General features: G+C 51.8%; 15 protein-coding genes and 3 pseudogenes. 13 read left to right on the plus strand and 5 right to left on the minus strand.

Annotated features, from left to right (window positions below; translation table 11 throughout):
• Positions 1-36: 36 nt before the first annotated feature.
• The gene (locus ACWQXP_RS11405) at positions 37-1,035 is read right to left on the minus strand and encodes a hypothetical protein (protein WP_454062944.1); all 999 of its coding nucleotides are present in this window, start codon (positions 1,033-1,035) and stop codon (positions 37-39) included.
• A 242-nt stretch (positions 1,036-1,277) separates the two neighbouring features.
• Between ACWQXP_RS11405 and ACWQXP_RS11410 the strand changes: the two genes are divergently transcribed.
• Positions 1,278-2,375: a WD40 repeat domain-containing protein gene (locus ACWQXP_RS11410; protein WP_454062945.1), complete on the plus strand. Its 1,098-nt coding sequence runs from the start codon at positions 1,278-1,280 to the stop codon at positions 2,373-2,375.
• A 115-nt stretch (positions 2,376-2,490) separates the two neighbouring features.
• Here ACWQXP_RS11410 and ACWQXP_RS11415 read toward each other — a convergent pair whose 3' ends face one another.
• The 3 genes from ACWQXP_RS11415 to ACWQXP_RS11425 form a co-directional block, all read right to left on the minus strand.
• The gene (locus tag ACWQXP_RS11415) at positions 2,491-3,936 is read right to left on the minus strand and encodes a sigma-54-dependent transcriptional regulator (RefSeq protein ID WP_454062946.1); all 1,446 of its coding nucleotides are present in this window, start codon (positions 3,934-3,936) and stop codon (positions 2,491-2,493) included.
• Positions 3,933-7,112, minus strand: a complete 3,180-nt coding sequence (locus ACWQXP_RS11420) for a PAS domain S-box protein (protein WP_454062947.1) — start codon at positions 7,110-7,112, stop codon at positions 3,933-3,935. The genes ACWQXP_RS11415 and ACWQXP_RS11420 overlap by 4 nt, the downstream gene beginning before the upstream one ends.
• A gap of 1,404 nt (positions 7,113-8,516) precedes the next feature.
• A complete protein-coding gene (locus ACWQXP_RS11425) occupies positions 8,517-9,794 on the minus strand; it encodes a hypothetical protein (protein ID WP_454062948.1) in 1,278 nt (425 codons plus the stop codon).
• Between the two features lie 821 nt (positions 9,795-10,615).
• Here ACWQXP_RS11425 and ACWQXP_RS11430 point away from each other — a divergent pair.
• The 12 genes and pseudogenes from ACWQXP_RS11430 to ACWQXP_RS11485 form a co-directional block, all read left to right on the plus strand.
• A pseudogene (locus ACWQXP_RS11430) lies at positions 10,616-10,780 on the plus strand (DUF4160 domain-containing protein); the annotation flags it as partial.
• Positions 10,735-11,070, plus strand: coding sequence for a DUF2442 domain-containing protein (locus ACWQXP_RS11435; RefSeq protein WP_454062949.1), 336 nt, complete (start codon positions 10,735-10,737; stop codon positions 11,068-11,070). The pseudogene ACWQXP_RS11430 and the gene ACWQXP_RS11435, both read left to right, overlap by 46 nt.
• Positions 11,071-11,608: 538 nt before the next feature.
• A pseudogene (locus tag ACWQXP_RS11440) lies at positions 11,609-13,236 on the plus strand (class I SAM-dependent DNA methyltransferase).
• On the plus strand, positions 13,226-13,396 hold the full coding sequence (locus tag ACWQXP_RS11445; RefSeq protein ID WP_454062950.1) for an ORF6N domain-containing protein: 171 nt from the start codon (positions 13,226-13,228) through the stop codon (positions 13,394-13,396). The pseudogene ACWQXP_RS11440 and the gene ACWQXP_RS11445 overlap by 11 nt, the downstream one beginning before the upstream one ends.
• A 140-nt stretch (positions 13,397-13,536) precedes the next feature.
• Positions 13,537-13,857, plus strand: coding sequence for a hypothetical protein (locus tag ACWQXP_RS11450; protein WP_454062951.1), 321 nt, complete (start codon positions 13,537-13,539; stop codon positions 13,855-13,857).
• Between the two features lie 75 nt (positions 13,858-13,932).
• A complete protein-coding gene (locus ACWQXP_RS11455; protein ID WP_454062952.1) occupies positions 13,933-15,765 on the plus strand; it encodes a DUF559 domain-containing protein in 1,833 nt (610 codons plus the stop codon).
• On the plus strand, positions 15,744-16,892 hold the full coding sequence (locus tag ACWQXP_RS11460; RefSeq protein ID WP_454062953.1) for an SIR2 family protein: 1,149 nt from the start codon (positions 15,744-15,746) through the stop codon (positions 16,890-16,892). Before ACWQXP_RS11455 ends, ACWQXP_RS11460 begins: the two co-directional genes overlap by 22 nt.
• Entirely contained in the window at positions 16,889-18,646 is a 1,758-nt protein-coding gene (locus ACWQXP_RS11465; RefSeq protein ID WP_454062954.1) for an ATP-binding protein, read from the plus strand. Before ACWQXP_RS11460 ends, ACWQXP_RS11465 begins: the two co-directional genes overlap by 4 nt.
• 403 nt (positions 18,647-19,049) lie before the next feature.
• A complete protein-coding gene (locus ACWQXP_RS11470; RefSeq protein ID WP_454062955.1) occupies positions 19,050-20,297 on the plus strand; it encodes an ATP-binding protein in 1,248 nt (415 codons plus the stop codon).
• On the plus strand, positions 20,294-20,731 hold the full coding sequence (locus tag ACWQXP_RS11475; protein WP_454062956.1) for a hypothetical protein: 438 nt from the start codon (positions 20,294-20,296) through the stop codon (positions 20,729-20,731). The genes ACWQXP_RS11470 and ACWQXP_RS11475 overlap by 4 nt, the downstream gene beginning before the upstream one ends.
• Positions 20,728-21,720: a RhuM family protein gene (gene rhuM / locus ACWQXP_RS11480; protein ID WP_454062957.1), complete on the plus strand. Its 993-nt coding sequence runs from the start codon at positions 20,728-20,730 to the stop codon at positions 21,718-21,720. Before ACWQXP_RS11475 ends, rhuM begins: the two co-directional genes overlap by 4 nt.
• Positions 21,717-23,938: pseudogene (locus tag ACWQXP_RS11485) on the plus strand (type I restriction endonuclease subunit R); the annotation flags it as partial. The gene rhuM and the pseudogene ACWQXP_RS11485, both read left to right, overlap by 4 nt.
• A 419-nt stretch (positions 23,939-24,357) precedes the next feature.
• Here ACWQXP_RS11485 and ACWQXP_RS11490 read toward each other — a convergent pair.
• Positions 24,358-25,899, minus strand: coding sequence for a hypothetical protein (locus ACWQXP_RS11490; RefSeq protein WP_454062958.1), 1,542 nt, complete (start codon positions 25,897-25,899; stop codon positions 24,358-24,360).
• Between the last annotated feature and the right edge of the window lie 5 nt (positions 25,900-25,904).

The raw sequence follows: 25,904 nt of genomic DNA on the forward strand, positions 1-25,904 counted from the left end.
TCTCAGCTACCTATTTCAACCCTGAATGTTCATTGTTTACACGACACCGGCAGCACGAAGCTTATAGACCTCAAAGCACCGGTCACAGGCTCCATACTCCGTTTCCCAGCCTGGATGATTTTCCTGAATATACTCGAGTACAAAAGATTCCATTTTTTCTTCAAGATCTTCAACCCAAGAATAGGTAGGAAATCGACAAAGGGGACATGGAAACCCAGGCATTAACAGTGGTTTCGTCGGAAGATCGGGAATATCTCCTTCTTCCACGTCGATAGCCCGATCCATGACCCGAATAGTATCCGAGGCCATTTCAAGTAATTCTGCATGCGTCAGATGCTCAGTTTGCCAGAGCCCCTCAAAGACAGCCTCAACTTGTCCCGGCAAAATTTTGCGATACCATGTCCGAAACTCTCGGAATCGATACTCCTTGGAAAACATCGGTTCCTTTCCTGACCGGGTAATGCGACTGTCGACATGCAGGCTCCAGAGAACTCGGTATCGATTCAGGATGAGGTGTTCTTCCCCAGGATTAAATCCAACCTTGGTATCAGCGTCATAGCCAAATGTCTCATCTAACATATCTGAGATATGTGTTAACTCGTGCCGAAGATATCGATTAATGGCAGGATCATAGAAACGACGAGGGATGAGCTTAATACCCACACCCCTTAGTCCCTTTTCTTCAAATTGCTTCGCCAGTTTTTCTTCAACCGACCCCCACTTCCGTAGGATATCAACTCCTTCTTGATCCTCTTTTAAAACCCCTCGAACAAGCACAATCCCAATTTTAGCCTTGAGTACAGGGAATTCATTAAACGATTCCTCTAAAATATCCGCAAATCCCCACTTCCCAAAAAGCTGCTGATAGAGCTTCTTAAATTCTGGCTCGCGTTCATCTAAGGAGAATTTCTCATAAATGGGATCAGCCATCTCATGAAACTCGTTGTAATAGGTCGGGTCACCTTCACGTTCAGTTTTCTCCGAAAACGAGTCGATGACTTCCTGTAGAAGTGCTGGCTGAAAACGAGTTTCCATAAATCCTCCGTGGCAAACTTAGAACGTAAAAAGGCAACCGGTCGTTCGGTGCCTCGATATCATCGTGGAACACCCCATGAACCTCACCTTGACTCCCGAACAAAGTGAAGTTTAGTATCAAAAACGTATAAACAATAAACAACTCATTAGATTATAGAAAGCGCTCCGTTGCAATGGCAAGGGAGACTTTCCCTCGGGCCATTCAGAATTATTCAATTTTGCCACTGACGAAGGAGTGAAGTATGAGCAACCCCATGAGTCCCGTAGCCCCTCCCAGTGTTCCTGGCGGGGAGCCAGGCCTCGACGCAGGCCACATAGATGAACTGAACTCACTAGACTATTGGGAAGGGGGAGCCAAAGAGCTCAAAACATTCCGAGGACACACACAGGGTCTATGGAGCGTTTCCTTTTCACCTGATGGACTGACCCTGGCCAGTGGAGGCAGCGACCGATACGTCAGGATTTGGGACATCGAAACGGGGCGCCTCCTTCGATCGCTGCGAGGTCACACACACGATATTCGCCAAGTCGCCTACAGTCCAGACGGACAAACGCTGGCAACAGCCAGCGAGGACCGAACGATTCGCCTGTGGAATCCAACGACCGGAGAAACCACACGGTTGCTGTTTACACGCTACGATCATGGAGTCACCAGCATCTCCTTCTCACCTGATGGCCTCATGCTCGCAAGAGCCGGACAGAACAAAGACATTAAGATATGGGAAGTCACGACTGGCACAGAACTCATGACCTTACTAGGCAAGGATCAATACGATCATAACTGGGCAGTCTGCACAGCCTTTTCTCCTGACGGCATTCACTTGGTGGCCGGCAGTGACATTGGAAAGCTTCGACTCTATGAGGTCCTCCCCAGTGGCGAAGAAAAATGCCTACACAATGGGCATTGGAAAGACGAAGAAGAGGAAGATGAAACAGAAGTCCGAGGATACTTCGTCGAAGACGTCGGCGGCTTTCAAAAGCCTATGGAATATTGGATTGGGGCACTCACCTTTACCCCTGATGGTAAAACGTTATTCTCTGGAAGCCGAGATCAGACCATTAAACTCTACGAAATGCCGGCCTTTCGAGAGTTTCGAACCTTACGTGGACACACAGGCTGGGTGCGATGCCTCCTGGTTACAAAAGACGGGAAAGTCCTCATCAGTGCCAGCGATGACGGAACCGTAAAAATGTGGGATATTCAAAGCGGACGTGTCATTCGCACACTCAAACCTCACAATGGTGCTGTTCGAGGCATCGCGCTCTCCGCAGATGAACGTTTTCTTGCGACAGCATCAACAGACCGCACCATTAAGCTCTGGGAGGGTGGTGGGGAATAACAGAAAAGGCCAAGTGAAAAAGTTAAAAAGCAAAATGAAAGAAACGTAATCGTTAGGTACGTTTTGGATTTAACACTTTTCAATTTACATTTTTAATTTTTCATTGGCTTGTTGTTTACGGCTTCGCCTCCTCTTGTGGTTCATCGGCACCAGAAATATCGTATCGCTTACATTTTTCCCACAACGCCTTTCGTGAGAGACCGAGTACTTTTGAAGCCATCGTCTTGCTCCAGCCAGTACGATTAAGAATACCCAAGATATGGGTACGCTCAAATCGTTCTCGAGCAACAGCCAGCGTTTCCCCGCTCCCAGCCTGGGCTTTTCCCTCAGGGTGAAGTTCCTGACAGAACCCGCATCCGGCTTGCGGCTCTCCAGAAACAAAGGAGCAGCGACTTTGCCCACAAAGATCCCAGGCCTGAATTTCATCAGAATGTTGAGCCAGAGCAACCGCTCGCTCAACGGTATTTTCGAGCTCGCGCACATTCCCTGGAAACGAATACTGCATCAGCACTTCTTGCGCCTGCCGTGAGAACACCTTCGGAGACTGCTGCATACGTGTCGCTAACGACTGCAATAGATATTCAGCAATCACAAAGACATCTTCTTTTCGTTCTCGCAATGATGGAATCTGAACAGGAACAACATTCAAACGATAGTAGAGATCATCTCGAAACCGCCCCTGTTCGACTTCTCGCTTCAGATCTTTTTGCGTAGCACAAACTAAACGGACATCAACCTCGATCGTTTCATTGCCGCCCACGCGCTCAAACTGACGCTCTTGCAAGACTCGAAGCAATTTCACTTGAACGAGCGGGGAAATTTCCCCAATTTCATCGAGAAACAACGTGCCATGATTCGCGAGTTCAAAACGACCTCGTCGTTGCTTCAACGCCCCGGTAAACGCACCTTTTTCATGTCCAAATAATTCAGCTTCCAGAAGCGTCTCGGGAAGTGCCGCGCAACTGACCTTAATTAATGCATGCTGGGAACGAGGACTATTACGATGAATGGCATTGGCAATCAACTCCTTCCCGGTACCGCTCTCACCAAACACCAGAACGGTGGCATCGGTTGCCGAGACGAGTTTGACTTTTTCTAAGACTTCCTGCATGCGTCGATTTTTTCCGATAATGCCTTCAAAACTAAACTTACTTGCCAACTCGTCACGAAGCTCACGATTTTCCCGTTGAAGCACGACGACTTTACTGACCCGCTCCACAATCATGAGCAATTCATCCATCGAGAATGGCTTCGTAATATAATCGTATGCTCCCCTCTTCATAGCCTGCACAGCCGTATCAACCGATCCATGGGCTGTAATCAGGATCACCTCCGTACTCGAATGCTGATCCTTACACGCCTGCACAATCTCCAATCCATCTGCGCCAGGAAGACGGAGATCAGTAATCACCACATCAAATTTTGCCGCGCGAAGTTTTTCCAACCCCTCAGTACCCGTGGAAGCCTCTTGTACTTCATAGCCAATGGCATGTAACGCATCGACCATCGAGAGTCGCATCAACGGCTCATCATCAATCACGAGAATGGCCCCAAGACTCATAAAACCACCTTTACTGGAGTCGTCGCTGGAATGAGTGGGAGCCGGACGGTAAATGTCGTCCCTTTTCCCACTTCACTGTCCAGCAACACTTCTCCTCCATGACGTTCAACAATACCCAGGCTGACCGATAATCCTAATCCTGTCCCTTCTCCGGTTCGCTTGGTCGTAAAAAACGGATCAAAAATTTTAGATCGAACTTCTTGAGCAATTCCGCACCCCGTATCTTCGACATCTATTTCACACACGCCATTGATCTGTCGAGTTCGAACAGTCACGTCCCCTCCCTCCTGAGTCGCTTGCCCGGCATTTAACAGCAAATTGGTCAAGACTTGTTCGATCATGTGCGGGTCCACCATGATTTTCGGCAATTCATGATCAAATTGCTTCTTTAAATCTATTTGCTTGGCCACTAAGGTATGGCTTGTCAAAGCTAACACTCGATCCACAAGCGGATTGATCTCCGTTTCGACAAGCTCAGGTTGATATTGCTGAGAAAAGTCCAATAACTGCCGAACAATTTTTTGTACGCGTTGAAGCCCATCTTCCATAAAGTGCATATATTCTTGAGCCCGCGCCTCGCTCAGCGTCCCTTTCCGAATGTTATACAGACAATTCAATATCCCGCCGAGGGGATTATTAATTTCATGAGCGACGCCAGCAGCCAACTTCCCAACAGACGCTAACCGTTCAGCATTTTGAACTTGTTGTTCTAAAGTTTTTCGTTCGGTAATATCCCGCGCAATGCCTAACATCCCTAACGGTTCACCCTGCTGATCAAACAGAGGAGAGACACTCACCAGAACAGAACGATGATCTCCACTACGACTCGCCATCTCGACTTCATAGACTTCCTTGACTCCGACATCCAATGTTTCTTTTAAATGACGACCACGATATCGCTTCGAGAGCACGGTCAGAAAGGGACGACCGATCAGCTCGTCTTTCGTATAGCCCCATGATTCAATCATGCTATTCACATACGTAAAACATTGATCACGATCCAAGGTGTAAATCACATCATTGGCATTTTCCAACAGACTTTCAATATATTGTTTCGCCTGTTCAATTTCCTGAGTTCTTTCTTGGACCTTTTCCTCAAGGGCTTCACTATACCGGTGCAGTTGATCCTGCAGCCGCTTGCGCTCCGCAATATCTCTCAATTGCACCATGACGGATGAATGGCTTTCCATATCGACACGAATAACATCAATTTCTACATAGCGATGTTGCCGATTCACATCATAAACCTCAATCTCCTGAGTCGGTACCTTATGAGCGCCCTCTCTCATCCTCTGTAATAGCTCAACGATATTGTCACGTTGTTCAGGCACCACAAAATCCAAGAGCGAACGACCAAGGAGCGCCTCATGAGCATGACCTAACATATCGTGTTCTCGTTCATTCACCGCTTCAATCAATCCGTCTTGATTCACCACAAAAATTGAATCTGCCGCAAGGTTAAAAATCGCTTTATAGCGACCCTCAGACGCCGAGAGTTGCTGCGTGCGATCGGTCACTTCTTGCTCTAATCCGATCGTGTATCGTTCAATTTCTCGCTGAAGAACTTTCCGTTCAGTTATATCGCGGACAAAACCCCGTGAGTACACTAACGCGCCAGTCTGAGCGTCCACTAATGCAGTCGAATGAATCTCAACATCGATAAAATTTCCGGCTTGCGTCACAAACACCGTTTCAATCGTTTGGTTGTCTTGAGTCCCTAACCCTTCAACATAGCGCTTGATTGTCAACTGATGATCGGTAGGCACAATATCCCACAATGACATGTTGAGCATATCCTGAAGCGTATATCCAAGCTTGCGTAACTCGGTTTGGTTGACATGGACAAACTTCCCTGAGGCCTGAACTTGATGAATCATTTCAGGAGAATTTTCAATGAGATCTCGATACTTTTCTTCGAGACTCCCAATTTCAGCCACCTTTTGATTTAACTCGGTGAACGAATGCTGCAGATTACTCGCCATCCCATTAAACGCATTCGCGAGTTGTTCAATCTCATCGCCGGTTTTGATATTCAGCTGATGCTCAAGACTGCCGCGCCCAAGTCGTTGGACTCCTTCATGAAGAGATTGAATCGGCTTCACAATTCGGCCAGCAACCAAGACGCCAGCAATCCAAAGAATGACAAAGACGGCAAGTCCATAGGAAGCCACCTTGATCAATAACTGCTCCAACGGCGCATACGTCTCTTCAGGGTCTTGACGAACCAGCATATACCATTGCTGTCCTCCAAAGCTTTCGGGAGCCAAGGGAATTCCGAGACGGAGCGGTGCAAAACCGACAATGGAATTCTTTGAACCATGAGAGTCGGGATTGGCCATAATCCAACCTGGCTGATGCGCCTTCATCGCCTTGACCAATTGGGGCGGCGAACCATGCTCCTCTAAGGACAACACTGGACACAACAGCGGCATGCCATCCGCAGTCACCAACATGGCATGTCCTGTCGCACCAGCCGTCACTTCGGAAATTGACCGGAACAATGAATTCCGTCGGAGAAGAATACTGATGGCGCCAACCCGATGCTGACGCTGCTCGTCCCAAATTGGCACGGCCACATTCAGCACATGTGTTCCAAATGAGGGATCAAAAAACAGTTTACTCACATATGCTTGCCCCTGATCATGACGAAACATGGCCTTCCACCACGAACTTTCCCCATAAAAAAACTTCACCGGTGGAAATGAACTCAACACTAACGCACCACGATTATCTGTCACCAGAATGGCCAGATAGTCTGATTTTCGTATCTCGTGCCACTGGATCAAATAATTCGTCGCGTATTGATTGATGAAGAGGGGGAATTGATCCTGATGAGCCCGTTGCCGCCACCGTTCTTGCCATTGCTGAATGAGATCCGAGACCTGCTCGGGATTTTTGTCTTCATAACTTCGATTCGAGTCCGTCACCGCACTCGTGATGAAAGGCAGAGTCGCCAACTGTTGCGCTTCATTGATTCCCCGAGTGATCTGGGTTTCAACTTTTCGGGCCACCTCAACGGCCATGCCTTTAAAATTAATGCCAGCCGCTTCACGCAAAGCGCGTTGTTCCTCGAAGTACGTAAGCAAAAGAGACAGGACAAGCGGAAGCAGACCCACCAGTACCATCGCCAGAATCGTCTTGCCTTTGAGACTTAAAGGTGGAAGCAAGCGTTTCATTTACGTAACAGTCTCACGAGTGAACATAAAATCATAAACATCTAAGATTATAGGATATTTTGTTGCCTCACTCCCTTGGATGTCAAGGAACGGTAACATTCAAACTCAAAATATTCTGGTCGATCGGTTAAATAACGAGGGTTGGCATCGTATGAGAGAATCACCGTGACAGCGGCGAATGACAGAAAGAAACAGACCTGAGACCAGAAGCCACGTGCAAACGCTTCTCAGTCAATCCGCCCGTCAAAGTCGATATGATCTACGAGCCCAATGCCTTATCAATGTGGCCATGGCTCAAACCAGAGATGAAGATCACAATATGGTTCAAAGCCCAGGGCCTAGAAATGGCCTATCATATGTCATGCCGGCTCAAGACCATTCCTCGTCATCGCCTACTCACATCCACAAACAATGCCAAAAGGTATTTAAGTAAAACACAATAGTCTGGTTTACTGGACAACATGAACAGCACAGGGCTAGTCAGACGGTCAGGAGAGCGCAGCACTCTCGACGAGAGCGAAACCAAAGATTGAAAGTCGGTATGCTAGGTCACGATACATGCAAGACCTCGCGTTTCTCACATACATCCGACATCGTTATTCAATAATCCAACTGATCTCTGTTTGACAGGTGTCCAAGTCCAGTCGATTCATATTCACCAACTCAGCGCGAACCACCGATTCATACGGACGGAAATGAATTGGGAACGACTAGAGCGCATCCACTGGCACAACGAGCTCAGCGAGAGGTCATCACGGGGAACTGACGGAAGACTGGCATCTATGCACCCCACTCTACCATTCGAAACCCATCGATCCCCTGAAGGAGAACCAGTCATTCGGCATGGCGTTCACTGGCGTGTCACTTCAGTGAGCGCCAAGGCTCACCTGTGTTGACACGTCACCGTTGCAGACGGAACAACGGGTGAAGTCGGCCTACGGAACTTTCTGAATAGTCCTAACCTTGCCGGAACAATGTTTGAGCCCTTACGGGATGAAGAGGCTTTTTCGAAAATTGGCGTGGCTCTGGGGGCAGTCCAGTGGGCAAATGGAGCCGATCTCGCTCCCGATATGATGGACGACGCAATCAACTCTCAAAGTCGGTGAATGGTCGAGTAAAATAAGATGAATTGTCGGCAGATGAACAGTGACGAAACAGATCTTCCCGCAACACTCGTTGCGACACACGGACATCCAAAACATTACATTAATTCGAGTCTGACCCCATAAAAAAGGAGAAGTCAGGATCGCTCTCGAAATCATGTATTTATTGGCAAAACCAGACTCCGTGAATTTTCAGAATTGTCCGTGATGCGAAGTGACGTTCCATCTCACGAATTCTTCTCAGTTCATCCACCATCCTAAGCCCTTCGCCCTTCCCCGCCTTCCTCGTCCCAGACAGCCGTCATCGGGCATCCACCTTCATTTCATGGTTTCGATCGTGTCTGCCGAAGATTTTGATCGTCCGACCTTGAGACTGAGTCGAGACAGGTCTCCAGCATGGTTCGTCTTGAAGATCAGGAGCCCTGGTAAAGAGGAAACTCGACGGGACATTATCCCAATGCCTGAGATCGGGACGGAGAGCATATCGAAGCACATGGGGAGATTCCTGCATCACGGCCACGCCCCCTAGTATGGATAACTGACACAAGGCACCATGGCCCTCCGAGGCCATATCGACAAAACAGCCCCCAACCATAATGCCCGCCCCCGCAGAAAAGGTGATGAGGCTGTAGGCCACCCCGAAGGGCAATCTGAGCCAGCTCTGGGCATGTAACAAGGGATGATAGCCCTGAGCATGGCGCAACGCGATTTTCTGAAACCAACTGTGGGTCGAAATGCGCACCCCGCTCTCTGAAAAACAAGCAGGAAGAAAGCGGTGTTGGGGCTTCACCGAAAAGTACCCCGTGGAGGAGTCCTGGAAGTCAATATCCCAATCAATGCCAGGAAAGCGCCCTATGGCATACACACGCCAATCTGCAGAGGAGCCCTCCCTCCCTTTCAACTGGTCCAGGCGATGCGACGCAAAGGTCCGAACCGCCTCATCCTGGCCTTCTTGTCCTTGCAGACGGTTCCAATCAACCCACGCTTCAGACGGTTCACCAAGCATTTCCCAGAGGACGGCGCTAAAGAGCAGATTGATCGGATCGGCCCCGTAGTTATACAGCGGCGTGAAAATTTCATGGTCCAGCCTTCGCAATTCCACTTGAGAGGCTTCGAAATTGTGCTGACGATAGTAGCTGATGGCCAGGAGCACACTCAGAAACCCACGCTCGTAACTTTCCAGGACGTAGTCGATCAACGTCCCATCAGGCAAAAAGATGTTACTGGCTTCCTTGAGCACCCGAAACGTCTTGTATTTGTACGTATCTTGGGCCTGTGTGCCATACGTAATGACCGTGTCGTCACATCCGGCAGAGAAGGCCTGGTACATATCGCGGAGGGTAGTGATCCGATCTGGGAAACTGATATGCGTCGCGATTGCCTCACAGGACAAAGAGGGATCCAGGTGGGCATCCGGTGGACGGGGCGGTGCCGTTGACTGGCAGCCAACCCATAGAAAGCCCCCGAGCAGGAGAAGAATCACGATCATCCGAGACGTGGCACAGCCCAGAGAGAAGGACGCGCGTAAGCCAGACCAAGCGGCCCACGACTTCCACCCCGCGCGTCGACGCATCTTCACGCACGCCTCATGCGGACTGTCACCATCGCGAGTCGACGCACCATGGAACACACGATCTGAGGTCCTATGGTCAAAACACGCATACGGCCTTATCGTGGGAGTCGTTCACCAGACCATCCGATCTTTCCCGAGTACGAAGCGAGTCAAGCCCCCATGCCTTCGTGGGACGCCCACCTCCCCAGCACGCCATGGTCTTTTCTCTCATGATCCAGTCCCCCATGGTGAGGATAGAGTATGGGTGATCAGTGCGAGAGAAGACAAGAGGACGGAGCGGGCTGAGGCTTAGGGGACAATTCCGAAAACCGATCGTTCGTGCAGCAATCGGCCGCCCCTCTCTGCGGTCATCCCCGACAACGGTTCTCGAAAAACGATCTTTCCCTCTCGTCATTCCTACGTTCTGTACCAGGCATCCGTCTTTTGAGCCTTCGCACCAGCAGTGGTAATCGGAAATCTGCCCCGTCAATCACAACATTGTTAGTCGGGAATTTATATATCGATCCTACCTCCGCACCAAATCTACGGAATGCCCGCCTTCCCACCCACACCATGTCGTCAACAAAAATTCTGTACATTATTCGAAGGGTTGGGTAGCATGGCAAGAGAGAAACGACTGAGGCCGTTGGCTGGAAAAATAGAGAAGGATTCCCTTATAACAATCTCGCTCTATCATCATTAACAACCCTGCAATTATCTTGTAAAATTCAGGGTGGCATAGAAACATAACCATGCCCACTATTAGCGTCTTTTATGGTATCGACATTGAAATGTTCTGGAAGGAACATAACCCGCCTCACTTTCATGCACTCTAAGGTGAACATGAAGCGTTGATCGATGTGCGAGAGCTTCGCGTATTGCGAGGCTCGCTACCTCGTCGGGCCATGGCCTTAGTGCTAGAGTGGGTAACAGATCAACGCGAGGAACTGATGGAGGACTGGAATCTATGCAACCAACTCAAACATCCGAATCCCGTCGAACCCCTGAAGTAGAACCAGCCATCCGGCATGTCGTTCCCTGGCGTGTCACTTCTGTGAGCGCCAAGGCTAACCTGTGTTTACACGTCACCTTTGTAGACGGAACAACGGGTAAGGTCGACCTGCGGAACTTTCTGAATAGTCCTAAAATCGCTGGAACAATATTTGAGCCCTTACGGGATGAAGAGGCTTTTTCGAAAGTAGAGGTCGTGATGGGGGCTATACAGTGGGCGAATGGAGCCGACCTCGCTCCCGATGTCATGTACGACGCGATCAAGTCTCAGGGGCAGTGGATAGTCGAATAAGGGTGGTTTGTGGAGATATGAGCCTTGACGCAATACATCGCATCACGACACTCGTTGCGACACACGGACATCCAAAATCTTATATTTATTCGAGTCTGACCCCTATATTTTGGAGGTATCAATCAGATAGAGTTCTTGGTTTGAACATGCCATAACACTTCATTCTACTTTGCTTATGGGAAATGGCCTAGAAATGGCATATCCATAATTTGACCTCAAGACAATCATTGCTAGTCATATCCACAAAAAGTTGCTAAAAATATTTGAGTAAAGAACAATAGTCTGATTTTTATTGATATAAATTGAAGACCGTCGGTCATAGATCGACCGGTTCCCAAAAACGGAAGTTCGCAAATCGATTGAATGGCTCAAAACATGGGCGGGCAGGATTGTGCGCAATCGCGCAAAACCAGTCGAGCGAAATGGCACGACGAAGTCATTGATCCAAACAAACGCTCGCCCTCAATACTTCTGGATTTGTTTGGAAGGGTTGGGTATTCTCGCTTTTGAAAATAGCGGGATATCCACGGGACACGACATGGCACGACAAGCAAAATCCAAAACCAAAAAAGCACAGAACGGCGCGACAGTCGGATTTGAGCAGAAGCTCTGGCAAGCCGCCGACGCGCTGCGCAACAACATGGACGCGGCGGAATACAAACACGTCGTCCTAGGCCTCATCTTTCTCAAGTACATCTCCGATGCCTTCGAAGCGAAACACGACGAACTGGTAGCCCAGGAGGCACAGGGCGCCGACCCGGAAGACCCGGACGAGTACAAAGCCGCCAGCATCTTTTGGGTGCCGAAGGAAGCCCGCTGGACACAACTGAAAGCAAGCGCGCCACAATCAACAATTGGCACGCTGGTGGATGACGCCATGAGCGCCATCGAGCGAGATAACCCCTCGCTCAAAGGGGTGCTACCGAAAGACTTCGCCCGCACAGGCCTCGACAAACAACGACTCGGGCAGATCATCAATCTGGTCAGCGACATCGCACTTGAAAGTACCGCCGACCGCGCCAAGGACACCCTGGGGCGCGTCTATGAATATTTCCTCTCCCGCTTCGCCAGCGCCGAAGGCAAAAGCGGCGGCCATTCTACACGCCCTCCAGCGTGGTGCGCGTGCTAGTGGAAATGCTGGCCCCCTACAAAGGGCGCGTCTACGATCCCTGCTGCGGATCAGGCGGCATGTTCGTTCAAAGCGAAAAATTCATCGAGGCCCACAGCGGCAAACTCGGCGACATCTCCATCTACGGCCAGGAGTCCAACTACACCACCTGGCGCCTGGCCAAAATGAATCTGGCCATTCGAGGCATCGACGCGCAGATTGCCCACGGTGACACCTTCCACAACGATAAACACCCCGACCTCAAAGCCGACTACGTGCTGGCCAACCCGCCCTTCAATGACAGCGACTGGCGGGGTGAACTCTTAAAGGACGACAAGCGCTGGGACTACGGTAAGCCGCCTGCGGGTAACGCCAACTATGCCTGGGTCCAACATTTCATCCATCATCTTTCTCCCATTGGCCTCGCAGGCTTCGTGCTCGCGAACGGCTCAATGTCGTCCAATCAATCGAATGAAGGCGTCATCCGCAAGGCGATCATCGAAGCCGACCTCGTGGATTGCATGGTGGCGCTGCCAGGGCAACTGTTCTACTCCACGCAAATTCCGGTGTGTCTCTGGTTCATTGCCCGCGATAAGCGCGGGCACCCCTCACCCCTGCCCTCTCCCAGCGGGAGAGGGAGAGAGAGTCGTTTCCGGGATCGTCGCGGCGAAACGCTCTTTATCGACGCCCGAAAAATGGGAACGCTCGTGGACCGCGTCCATCGTGAACTTTCCGATGAAGACCTTGCCAAGATCGCCGGCACCTACCACCTATGGCGAGGGGACAACATCGTTCACCCTGAGCCTGTCGAAGGGCGAACAACCTACGATAATATCCCCGGCTTCTGCAAATCAGCCACCCTCGACGAAATCCGCAAACACGGCCACGTGCTCACCCCCGGCCGTTATGTCGGAGCGGAAATCGCCGAGGCCGACGGCGAACCGTTCGACGAGAAAATGAAACGACTCACCGCGACACTGCGTGAGCAACAGGCCGAAGCCGCAAAACTGGACGCCGCCATTGCCGCCAACCTGAAGGAATTGGGATATGGCGAGTAAGAAATCCCTTGTGGCCATAGAGACCATTGAGTCGCAGATAATTTTGGTTCGAGGGCACAAAGTCATGCTCGATGCAGATCTGGCAGCCCTATATGAAGTAGAAGTGAAAGCATTGAATCAAGTGGTCAAACGGAATAGTGATCGATTTCCAACGACTTGATGATCCAACTGACCATTGAGGAAACTGTACGTTTATAGCCGTTCCAATTAACTTCCGCACGCTTGAAATGAGTCGTAGCGCGAGGTTAGTTGATATGCCTCAGGTGGAACTTATTTTGATTCGCTATAAGGTCACAAACTGTGACCTTAAAAAGCGGCCGTGGGCGCCATCGAAAATACCGAGCCTACGTCTTCACCGAACAGGGGGATGCCATGCTCTCAAGCGTGTTACGGAGCGACCGCGCCATTCAGGTCAATATTGAGATTATTCGGACCTTCGTTCGGCTTCGCCAAATGTTGGCCTCGCATAAAAACCTCGCTCGCCAATTTGCGGCGCTGAAGAAAAAGTACGATACCCAGTTCAAAGTCGTGTTTGAAGCCATACGCGAATTGAAGACACCAACCGCGTCGAAAAATCCGCGACCAATCGGATTTACCTCGGGAGAGGAGAAGAAAACATGAAGCGCCTCATCGGAACTTGCGTGCCCCAAACGGAGCCTGCCTGGCAGATCGCCGCCAATTTAAAGGAACTGGGACATGGCGAGTGAACCCTTACCCAACGGTTGGCGATTGGCAAAGCTAGGTAACCTAGGCGAGGTGAATCGTGGGCGTTCACGCCATCGCCCCCGTTACGCGGAACATCTTTACGGTGGTCCCTATCCATTCATCCAAACTGGCGACATCAAGAACTCTGGCGGTCGCCTGACAACCTACCAGCAAACGTATTCAGAAGCCGGTCTTGCGCAGAGTCGGCTGTGGCCGAAGGGAACGATGTGCATCACAATCGCGGCAAATATTGCAGAGACAGCAATTCTTGGATTTCCTGCTTGTTTCCCTGATTCTGTTGTTGGATTCATAGCCGATGAATCAAAGTGCGATTTGCATTTCATCGAGTATGCATTCCGACACCTTAAACTGCATCTACAGCATGAGGCTTCGGGTAGCGTGCAAGATAACATCAATCTGGCAACCCTTGAGCAGCTACGATTTCCGCTTCCACCGTTGGCTGAACAACGTACCATCGCCAACATCCTTGGCACGCTGGACGACAAGATCGAACTGAATCGGCGGATGAACGAAACGCTGGAGGCCATGGCGCGGGCACTGTTTAAGTCCTGGTTCATTGATTTTGACCCGGTGAGAAGAAACATGGCTAGGAAGATGGGTCAAAATCAACCCTCACCCCCGGCCCCTCTCCCAAAGGGAGAAGGGGGTAAGACGAATTATCGCGGGGGATACGATTTCTCAGGTTTACTGGAAACTGCCCGAGCACTACGGCGCAAGCAGACGTCTGCTGAAGACCTGTTCTGGGAGCTGGTACGGGATCGTCGTTTTCTGGGGCGCAAATTCCGACGCCAACATCAATTAGGTGACTATATTGCCGATTACTACTGCCACGAGCATCGCTTGGTCATTGAGCTAGATGGCGGCATTCATTCAACCACACGCAAGAAGGATCACAAACGAGATGCGTGGATGGAATCAAAAGGCTACAAAGTCTTGCGCTTCACGAACAACCAAGTACTCGATGACCCAGAATCCGTCCTGACCACCCTCGCCAACGCATCTTCACACCCTCTCCCGCTTGGAGAGGGACGGGGCGAGGATGTGGACGAAGCATCCGCACCCCCTCTCCCGCTGGGAGAGGGATGGGGTGAGGGTGTGGGCGAAGGCAGCGCCTTCGACCACTTGTTCCCCGACTCCTTCGAATCCTCCGAGCTGGGCGAAATCCCGAAGGGGTGGAACGTACGTTCACTGTATGAGACAGCAGCGTTCATCAATGGAGCAGCTTTCAAGAGTGCAGACTTTTGCGAACCGGGCTTTGGCTTGCCAATCGTGAAGATCGCGGAACTCAAAGACGGCATCACCGCACAAACAAAATTCTCTGGTCGTTTTCTTGATCAGAAGCAAATGATTGATACAGGCGAACTTCTCTATTCGTGGTCGGGAAGTCCCGATACTTCGCTTGATGTATTCCTATGGACGAGGGGGCCTGGGTTACTGAACCAGCACATCTTCAAAATCGTAACGCCTACGATTGCCGAAAAGCGATTCGTTTATTACTTGCTTAATTTTCTGAGGCCAACGCTCGTTGAGATTGCACGAAATAAACAAACAACAGGACTTGGACATGTAACGGTTGCAGACATGAAGAGGCTTAATGTGTCCTCATCACCTCTAAGAGTGCTGGAAGTATTCGACAACCTAATTGCGCCGCTTTTCGACAAAACTTTTCAGAACACGATTGAGAAACAAACCCTCGTTAACCTTCGAGATACACTCCTGCCCAAACTCATCTCCGGCGAACTACGGGTTCCTGGAACGCCCACACCCATGGAGACTATCATATGCCAGCACCCGACGACTTAACAATTCTTCGCAAAAAACCATTTTCACAAGGAGTCGAGAAGTTCGAAGACCTTTTCGTGCAAAGTAGGCGTGCGTTCCTAATCGGAGCTGGTTGCAGCAAGTGCGCTGGGCTTCCCCTAACAGCCGAGCTCACGGATATGACACTACAAAGCACTGAACTCGAAGAAACCTCCAAATCAATCCTGACCTCCGTAAAGAAACTTTTTGACGGTGCCCCTAATGCCCACATTGAAGACTACCTAAGCGAACTAGTAGATCTTCTTGCAATCGCCAAGCGGAGAACCGAGCGAGAAGCGGCGCAAACTCAGGTGCCCCTTGACGGGAAACAATATTCAGCGGCGCAACTTAAAACTGCTGCCGAACAAATCAAGATAGCTATTGCAAAGATCATCAATGAACAAGTCAATATCGAAACACACCAAGCATTCGTCTCTGCTGTGCACCGTCCTATTCGCGTCGGTAAGGTAGCCCCCACCCTCCTTGTCGACTATCTCGTGCTCAATTACGATACGGTCATTGAAGACGCTTTGGCTCTTGAATGTGTCCCGTTTTCCGATGGAATTGACGGTGGCGTAACAGGGTGGTGGAACCCTCAAACGTTCAACCGTGATGGTTTGGCGGCACGTGTTCTAAAACTTCACGGATCTATCAACTGGTGTGAGGTTCCTGGTAATTCCCTTCCAAGACGAATTGCGTCGACTCTCCGTATGCCAGCCACGCAGGATAGAAGGATCTTAATCTGGCCGGCTTCAACTAAGTACCGCGAAACGCAGTTGGATCCCTTTGCACAGCTTGCAGAGCAAGCACGTTGCGTTATGCGCCCCACCCAAGGTTCTCAACTAGTCCTGGTTATTTGCGGTTATTCCTTTGCAGATTCGCATATCAATATCGAAATCGACAGGGCACTACGCGAATCTTCCGGTAATTTAACCGTAGTAGCCTTCGTGAGTGAGGACAAACCTACAGGACAATTGAAAACCTGGGCAGAAGACGAAAACATTCGAGAACAAGTCCTGGTCTTTGCCAACCGGGGGTTTTTTCATGGTGATGTCGTAGAGAGATCTGAGAGAGATCTCCTGTGGTGGAAATTTGAGAACATCACACGATTGCTTGGGGGTGAGCGATGAACACAAAAAAACGTAGCCCCGGGGAGCCGATCGAAAATCTGGCTATCGGCAAAATCATCGAGGTAGACGGCTCACACATCATTGCCGAACTTGAGCCAGGGCTAATGGAGCTTTCTCGGGTCTACGCTGGAGAGACCTATCCCATTGGGCAGTTCGGGTCCATCGTGCGAGTTCACTTTGGACGACGCCTGATCTACGCACTCGTCGGCAGGCTTCGAATGAAAACAGAATATGAGGCTGAGCGTGGAATAACTCCTCGAGCTGGAACAGATGAGCGGATCGTCGAGGCTGATTTGTTCGGGGAGGGCGAGTGGACGCGTGATGCATCAGGGACCGCGAATCTGGAATTTGAGCGAGGCATAGCTACTTATCCCTTGCCTCAACAAACAGTCTACCTGACGCCCAAATCAGAATTGCGCTTCATCTATGGACACGCGAAGGGTGCTGTGATTCGACTTGGCGAGCACGTTGGAGCGGGCGGGGCACCGTGCTATGCCGACATGAACGAGCTTCTCGGGAAGCACACCGCGATTCTTGGCTCCACTGGGTCCGGCAAATCCGGGGCGGTGGCGGCGGTCATTCATTCCATTCTACAAAGAGGTAACGAAGCAGGCCACGCGGCATGGAAACCAGAGGTCGTCATTCTTGACCCACACAACGAGTACGAAAATGCGTTCCTTGGGCATAGGCGACTGTCAACCGACGAGGGAACGTTGTCTCTGCCTTACTGGCTACTCGATCTCGAAGAGACAATTGGTCTCTTGATCGGCAAGACCGAATATGCAGCCACGTCACAAGCAAACATCGTCAAAAACGCCTTGCTTATGGTCCGAACACAGGCTGCGAGAGATGTCCTGAGCCTGGACCCCACAAAACTCACTGTCGATGCGCCCATTCCATATGTCCTGGGGGAGCCAGCGGGGCTCGACGAATTCGGTGAGGTCGGAGACAAAAAATACGAGACGGGATTCGTCGGTGCCATCAATACTCAACGACCTAACAACAAGAACAAGAAGGATCATGAAGATTACAACAAGATTCTCCGAAAACTCGACTCATTGATGAAGGACGGGCGATTGGCCTTCATGATGAAGCCGTGGGACAACACGACTGATCCGATGCCATCGGTTATCACGCAAATCCTGGGTGAGGGTAATGCAATAAGAATCGTTGATCTATCTGGAGTACCCAATGAGGTAGCAGGCATTGCAAGTGCAGCTATTGCACGCATCCTTTTCTCCCTGAAGGTGTGGCAGACATCGAAGGAAAGGAAAGCCACCCCTGTCGCATTAGTTTGCGAGGAAGCTCACCGCTATGTCCCAGATAGTGGCGAGGCCCAATATAGCGCAGCTCAAAGCGCTATCAGGCGAATTGCCAAAGAAGGTAGAAAATACGGTATCGGGCTCTTTCTCGTTTCACAGCGTCCGAGCGAGGTGGAGGCGACCGTGTTGTCCCAATGCAATTCATGGCTTGTCCTTCGAATCACCAATGAGAAGGACAGAGAACATGTTCGTGGTGTGCTGCCAGATTCCATGGTCGGCCTAACCAAAATGCTCTCTGGGCTACGGCGACGAGAGGCTATATTTGTCGGCCAAGCAGCGATGCTTCCGTCCCGAGTGATGATTCGAGAACTCTCGGATAATGAATTGCCAAGGTCGAGCGACATTGACTTCGACAGGGGATGGCAGAACTCCGGAATATCCGAAGAGAAGGTCAAGACTGTTCTTGGCCGATGGCGGTATCAGAAACGATGAGGAACACCTTCACCAAATCCATCGTCGAAGACGCCGCGCTGGCCTGGCTCGAAGCCTTGGGCTATGCCGTTCTGCACGGCCCTGACATATCGCCTGCTGGCGATACCCTCACCCCAGCCCTCTCTCTCCCAGCGGGAGAGGGGAAGATCGCCTGCTGGCGATACCCTCACCCCAACCCTCTCCCAGAGGGAGAGGGGAAGATCGCCTATCGGCGATACCCTCACCCCAGCCCTCTCCAGAGGGAGAGGGGAAGATCGCCTATCGGTGATACCCTCACCCCGGCCCTCTCCCAGCGGGAGAGGGGGAGCTATACCGATGTTGTACTGAAAGGCCGGTCTATAACATTGCAATTAGCCGACATTAAACATTGCAATTAGACGAACAACAAGCTTACGATTAGCCGATGCCCAACTCCCCACTTTACCCCCGGTATGCCGAACCGCTCCTGCTTGAGGCACTGGTCGATTCCCCGGCGGTGTTGATCTACGGCCCGCGTCAATGCGGCAAGACCACACTGGCCCAACAGGTCGGAGAGCGTTTGGGCTATGCCTATCTCAACTTCGATGACGATGTGGCCCGTGCGGCCGCAGAGGCTGATCCGGTAGGCTTTGTGGCCGACTTGCCGAACCATGTGATTCTGGATGAGGTGCAACGAGTTCCAACACTCTTTGCCGCGCTCAAGACGGCCATCGACCGTAAGCGAACCCCAGGCCGTTTCATCTTGACCGGCTCAGCTCATGTTCTGTTCGTTCCTAAACTGGTGGATTCACTGGCGGGTCGACTGGAGATGCTTCGGTTACATCCGCTTGCACAGTGCGAGCTGGAGCGCCGTGAGCCTGTATTTCTGGACACGCTGTTTGCTGCGGGCTTCAAAACCCGAAGCGGCGAACGATTGGCTGGCGAGCTGGCCAAGCGGATTGTGGCGGGAGGTTATCCGGCCGCTCTGGCTCGACCTGCCGAGCGACGACGCGTGACCTGGTACCGCGACTATCTGGATGCGCTCGTTCAGCGTGACGTGCGCGATTTGACCCGCATCAGTGCACTCGATGCATTACCTCGTCTGCTCGCCTTGGCGGCAGCTCAGACGGCGAGACTCTTGAACGTCTCCGACCTGGCCGCACCGTTTCATCTCAGCCGCCCGACCATCCAGAACTACGTGACGCTCCTCGAGCGGATCTTCCTACTCGAAACGTTGCCGCCCTGGCATAGTAATCGCTTGAGCCGACTCGTCAAAACCCCCAAACTGCATGTGGGAGATACCGGGCTGGCCACAGCCCTGCTCGGGATCAACGCGGCCGCGTTGGCAGCAGACCGGACCCTGCTGGGTCAGCTCCTTGAAACATTTGTGTTCCAAGAGCTTCGACGGCAGGCGAGCTGGTACCACGAATCACTGATGTTCTTTCATTTCCGGGATAAAGATGGCGCCGAAGTGGACCTCGTCATTGAACAGGGCGCGCGTGTGCTCGCCGGGGTGGAAGTGAAAGCTGCCGCCACGGTTACCGCAGCGGATTTCCGCGGGTTGCGCAAGCTCAAGCAGGCTGCAGGATCACGCTTTGCCTGTGGGGTGGTGCTGTATGATGGCGAGACCTGCGCAAGTTTTGGCGATGGAATGCATGCGGTCCCATTGATACAACTTTGGGAGTCGACATGAGCTTTACCTTCACCGAATCTGTCGTCGAGGACGCCGCGTTAGCCTGGCTGGAAGCCTTAGGCTATACCGTTCTGCACGGCCCTGACATATCGCCTGCTGGCGATACCCTCTCCCCAGCCCTCTCCCAGAGGGAGAGGGGAAGATCGCCTGCTGGCGATACCCTCACCCTAGCCCTCTCCCAGAGGGAGAGGGGAAGATCGCCTATCGGCGATACCCTCACCCCGGCCCTCTCCCAGCGGGAGAGGGGAAGATCGCCTGCTGGCGATACCCTCACCCCGGCCCTCTCCCAGCGGGAGAGGGGGGAGCTATGTCAATGTCCTTCTATGAAAGACCGACCTCTAACATTTCAATCAGCCGAGACCAAATCCATTTTTTTACCCAGCTTATCCCAAATAACATCCGATAGAGACTACAATGAGAAAACATTAGTATGAGTACATCGAAAGATACACCCGGTGGCGAGGTCATCCTCTATGAAGCCCAGGATGGCCAAGTGCGGGTTGACGTGCGGCTCGAACGGGAGACGGTCTGGTTGTCCCTGACCCAGATGGCCGAGCTGTTCGGACGTGATAAGTCCGTAATCTCACGGCATTTACGGACTGTGTTCACTTCCGGGGAGCTGGAGCGTGAGGCAGTTGTTGCAAAAAATGCAACAACTGCGGCAGATGGTAAGACCTACCAAGTCGAGTTCTTCAACCTCGACGCTATCCTTTCGGTCGGCTATCGCGTCAACTCCAAACGTGGCACGCAATTCCGCATCTGGGCCACTCGGACTCTGCGGGACCACTTGCTGCGGGGCTATACATTTAACGAGCGGCGGTTGGCCGAGCGGGGCCTCGACGAGATGAAGCAGACCCTCGATTTGCTGGCCCGAACACTACAAAATCAGTCCTTAGTGGACGAAACCGGTGGCGCGGTGTTGGATCTGATCGTTGGCTACGCGGACACCTGGCGTCTGCTGCTGGAATACGACGAAGACCGGCTTCCCCTGCCGCCCGGCGTACACCCCTCTTCCGGCGTGCTGGATTACGACCGGGCCAGCCGTGCGATTGCCGATTTCAAGAGGGAATTGTTAGCCCGGAATGAAGCCACGCCGTTATTCGGGAACCCCCGTGGGGAGGCCTTGGAGGGCATACTCGCCAGTCTTGAGCAGACGATGTTCGGCGATTCGTTATACCGGTCACGAGAAGAGAAGGCGGCCCACCTACTCTATTTTATCGTCAAAGATCATCCCTTCACTGACGGAAACAAGCGCATCGGCTCTTTTTTGTTCATGCTCTACCTCCAGCAGGAAGGCGTGCCCCACCGACTCACCCCGGAAGGTTTGACGGCACTCACCCTACTTCTCGCAGAAAGTGCGCCGTCCAACAAAGATTTAATGATCCGGCTGATTATCAATCTGCTGGTGGAACCACAGACATGAAGACCTTCACCGAATCCATCGTCGAAGACGCCGCGCTGGCTTGGCTCGAAGCCTTGGGTTATACCGTCCTCCACGGCCCTGACATATCGCCTGCTGGCGATACCCTCACCCCAACCCTCTCCCAGAGGGAGAGGGGGAGTTATACCGATGTGGTTCTGGAAGGTCGCTTGCGGCAGGCACTCGTTCGGCTGAATCCCGACTTGCCCGCCGAAGCGCTAGAAGATGCCTATCGCAAGCTGACACGGATCGATGCCCCTTCGCTGCTTGAACGCAACCGTGCTGTCCATCATATGCTCGTGGACGGCGTCACCGTTGAATACCGTCGGCCGGATGGTTCAATTGCAGGGGCGCAGGCTCAAGTTCTCGACTTTCACCAAGCCGACAATAATGACTGGCTGGCCGTGAATCAGTTCACGGTCGGCGAGAAGGGCAACATCTGCGCCGCCCGGATGTGGTGTTATTTGTAAACGGACTTCCGCTGGCCGTGATCGAATTGAAGAATCCTGCCGATGAGGACGCCACGGTCTGGAGCGCCTATCGCCAACTCCAAACCTATCAGGCTCAGATTCCCTCGCTTTTCGCAACCAACGCGGCGCTGATTGCCTCCGACGGAGTACAGGCCCGTATCGGCGCACTTGGGGCAGGCAAGGAATGGTTTAAACCTTGGCGCACGGTTACGGGGCGCGAAGATGCCTCGGCCACGCTAGCGGAATTGCAGGTCGTCCTTGAAGGCGTTTTCGACAAACGCCGGCTTCTCGATCTGGTGCGGCACTTCATTGTGTTCGAGGACGAAGGCCGTGGCAAACTGATCAAAAAGATAGCGGGGTACCATCAATTCCACGCGGTGAACGTCGCCGTCGAAGAAACCTTGCGGGCAGCCCGCCGAGCTCAGGAACACCAATCTGCGGAGGCTGTGGGACATTACGCGGCGGGACACCAGCCAGGCGGTGAAGCGGGAGATCGACGCGTTGGTGTAGTGTGGCACACACAAGGTTCTGGCAAGAGCTTAACCATGGCGTTTTACGCGGGTCGAGTCATCCTGCATCCGACGATGGCCAACCCAACCATTGTCGTCCTGACTGACCGCAATGACTTGGACGATCAGCTTTTCGGTACCTTTGCCCGTTGCCACCATCTGCTTCGCCAACCACCGGTGCAAGCGGAAGATCGTGCCGACCTTCGGGAGAAACTGAAGGTCGCATCCGGTGGGGTCATTTTCACGACTATTCAAAAATTTATGCCGCCAGCGGCGGCGGCACCCTCACCCCAACCCTCTCCCAGTGGGAGAGGGAAGAGCGAAGCGGAGGGTGAGGATGACTGGCGAATGCCAGTGTTGTCGGACCGCCGCAACATCGTGGTGATCGCAGATGAAGCGCACCGCAGCCAGTATGATTTTATCGACGGCTTCGCCCGGCATATGCGCGACGCGCTGCCGAACGCGTCCTTCATCGGATTTACGGGAACACCCATCGAAAAGACCGATGCCAACACCCGGGCGGTCTTCGGCGACTACATCAGCGTCTACGACATTCAACGGGCGGTCATCGACGGGGCCACCGTGCCCATCTACTACGAGAGCCGACTTGCCAAGCTGGTACTGAAAGACTCCGAACGCCAGAAGATCGATTCTGAATTTGAAGAGGCTACCGAAAGCGAAGAGGTTGCCCGCAAGGAAAAGCTCAAGACCAAGTGGGCGCAACTCGAAGCGGTGGTGGGTTCGGAAACCCGTATCCAGTTGATTGCGCAAGATCTGGTCGATCATTTTGAGACACGGCTTGGGGCCATGGCGGGAAAGGCCATGATCGTCTGCATGAGCCGTCGCATTTGTGTCGACCTGTATCGTGAAATTGCGGCCTTACGCCCGGCGTGGCATGGCGAAACAGATGACGCCGGTTCGATGAAAGTCATTATGACCGGGTCGGCCTCCGATCCGATGGAATGGCAGGAGCATATCCGCAATAAGAAGCGGCGCGAGGACATGGCGCTCCGGTTTCGGAACCCGAAGGACTCTTTTCAAATTGTGATCGTACGGGATATGTGGCTGACGGGTTTCGACGCCCCCAGTCTTCACACGATGTACGTGGACAAGCCGATGCGTGGACACGGACTGATGCAGGCCATCGCGCGGGTAAATCGCGTGTTCAAAGATAAACCCGGCGGCCTCGTGGTGGATTACCTTGGCCTGGCCGATGAGTTAAAAAAGGCCCTGGCGACGTATATTAGGGGTCAGACTCGAATTACAAGAAGTTGCAAAATTATTCGTATATCATTGTATATAGTTAACCGTTTTGTTTCTCTACCCGTACTACGTCTGCGCTTCCCTCATGAAATCTGGCACGGAGTTACGCTATTTCCTAAAATATCATCGAAACCTGATGCCCGATCGCCGAGCGCCTTCTCTGCCGATGGTCAGAACCTTCAATACATTCAATTGGATTGGAGCCATGTGCCAACTCACGTACCATTCTCGGTAAATGAGTTCGACTTTCAGCGTATGCAAGAAGCTTTCTGTGACGGCGTTAGTGTCGCAGATGGCCTTCCGTCCCATGCTACAGCTTAGCCCGTGGTTCTTGAGCAATCGCGGATCTCGCTTAGAACAATACTGGCTGCCACGTCAAAATGCAGAATGATGGTAGATCACCCACGACAACCGAATACCCAGTCTACACGATCTGTTATAGCTATAATCGCACGATTTTCTGGAGAGCCTGGCCCGGCATGGCCTTCTAAAACCACAGTCCACCGAATAGGGTCAGCAACGAGAGCATGAGGGATATCACCCCGACCCGAGAAAGAATTCCAGGAGGCGAGAATTGTGTTTTCATTCAGCAACACCCGGGTTCCATCTTCCCGATCATAGTAAACAGAGCCAGTTCCAACAAAATTCAATGCCGCAGGGATTGTCCCTTGTACTCTGAAGTTACCGTTAGGTTCCGAGGGATGAGGAGTCGAAATACACTCCTGCATAGGATGTGGTGTGAGAGTGCCCTCCACAGTGAAATCCTGGAAGGTAATATCCAATTCTCCGCGAAAAAAATAATCTAAGACAGCAGCAGAATAGCCCACGGCGCGGGGAATGAGGTGGTGCGCTTGCGCGTCATAGACCGCGTCATCTAACTGGAGTTGGCTTAAGAGATCGAGTTGTTCATTGACAAAGACAAATTTGGCCGCGGCTTGACCGCCAGTAAGTTTGGCGGCACGTGCACCTGGAAACACGGCACTTCCCAATCGAGGAAGCGTCAAATAGGGAGAGGACTGAGACGCGGCAACCAATTCAGTAACGGAAGGATACGCGATGGTGGTACTGAACAAACCACCCTGCCCGGGAATCGTGTCATCGCTGAAAAAATTCGCACTGGCAATTTCGGTAATGCCGATATTCGTCCCAAGTGTCGCGACGGGATTATTCCCCAAATACACATTACGATCGAACAGGTTCGAAAAGGGTTCCGAGCGAACCGCACCAGCTTGTTCCAACATCGAGACATCAGGCCGGACAATTCCGTTGCCCAGATAGAATGCCACACGACGGCTAGCCATATAGTCGTGCAAGCCTTCATCAAAGGGATGGGGATCATTGCGCACATGCGAGGGATTGGCCGAATCTTGGAGCAAATGCATCACCTGGCCCAAAGCCCGGAACATCTTCGCCCAATTCCAGTCCCGTTCCGCTTTAGTTTTAGAGGTCAGGGCCTTGTAGTAATATTCGCGGGCATCGTTCCAGGAGTAGGAATCTTCACCATCTTGCACTCCTACAGCTTGTAAACTCCAATGAATGGATGAAATACCACCAAGCACGGGAATTTCCAAACCTTTATTCTGAATCGACTCATGAAAATGATTGAGAGGTCTGGTAATTGATCCACCTTCTCCATCCTCCAAATCACTTCCTTCTATCATCCATTGTGTAGCCGTCATTCCATCGAATGACGCGTTTATTCCCCCTTCGAGTCCTAGGTTGTCGGTTAGATAGGTGTTAAGGCTTGGCACCACCGATTCAATGGCTTTTTCTGTGAGTTCTCGATGAGTATTTCGTTCCCATCCACTAGCTGGACTCTCGAACCACATGTTACCAGCAATAACCAAAACTCCTAGAAATAAAATTCGTCCAAACTGCGGGCAAACAGGAAAACGCTTTTTCGTTAATATTCTATCCGTCCTTAAAAATTTTGAAAGCATAAGCT

It is taken from the genome of Candidatus Nitrospira salsa, assembly GCF_965152625.1.